The organism is Oleiphilus sp. HI0043 (genome assembly GCF_001634935.1).
Genome location: NZ_LWEY01001091.1, coordinates 1 through 424, shown reverse-complemented (window position 1 = coordinate 424; position 424 = coordinate 1). Strand labels below are relative to the sequence as shown.

The following is a 424-nucleotide window of genomic DNA, read 5'->3' as shown; positions in this document are numbered from 1 at the left end:
CAAGATTTAGCTCGTTTGGTTCGTAATGGCGACCTTGATCCGATTTACGTTCCTGAACCCGCAGATGAAGCAATACGAGATCTATCTCGAGCACGTGAGCGTGCAATGCATGATTTGAATAATGCACGTTTCCAGCTAAAAGCCTTGCTGCTCAGAAACCATATTAACTATTCAGGCAAATCAAATTGGAGCTTAAAACACCTTCGTTGGTTAACAGAGATCATCTTACCTCATCCTAGTCAGCAATTTGTCTTGCAAGAGATGATTCAAACCATTTCAGAACGCAATGCTCGACTAGAGCGTCTGGACAATGAACTCGCCCATCACGTGAAGCAATGGCGATATTATCCGGTTGTGAAAGCGATACAAGCCTTGAGAGGCGTTCGACTGCTCACCGCCACTGGTGTCATTGTAGAGCTAGGAG

Annotated in this window: 1 pseudogene; it reads left to right on the top strand. The window is 45.3% G+C overall.

Annotation, left to right across the window (positions count from 1 at the left end):
- A pseudogene (locus A3729_RS11935) lies at positions 1-424 on the top strand (IS110 family transposase); the annotation flags it as partial.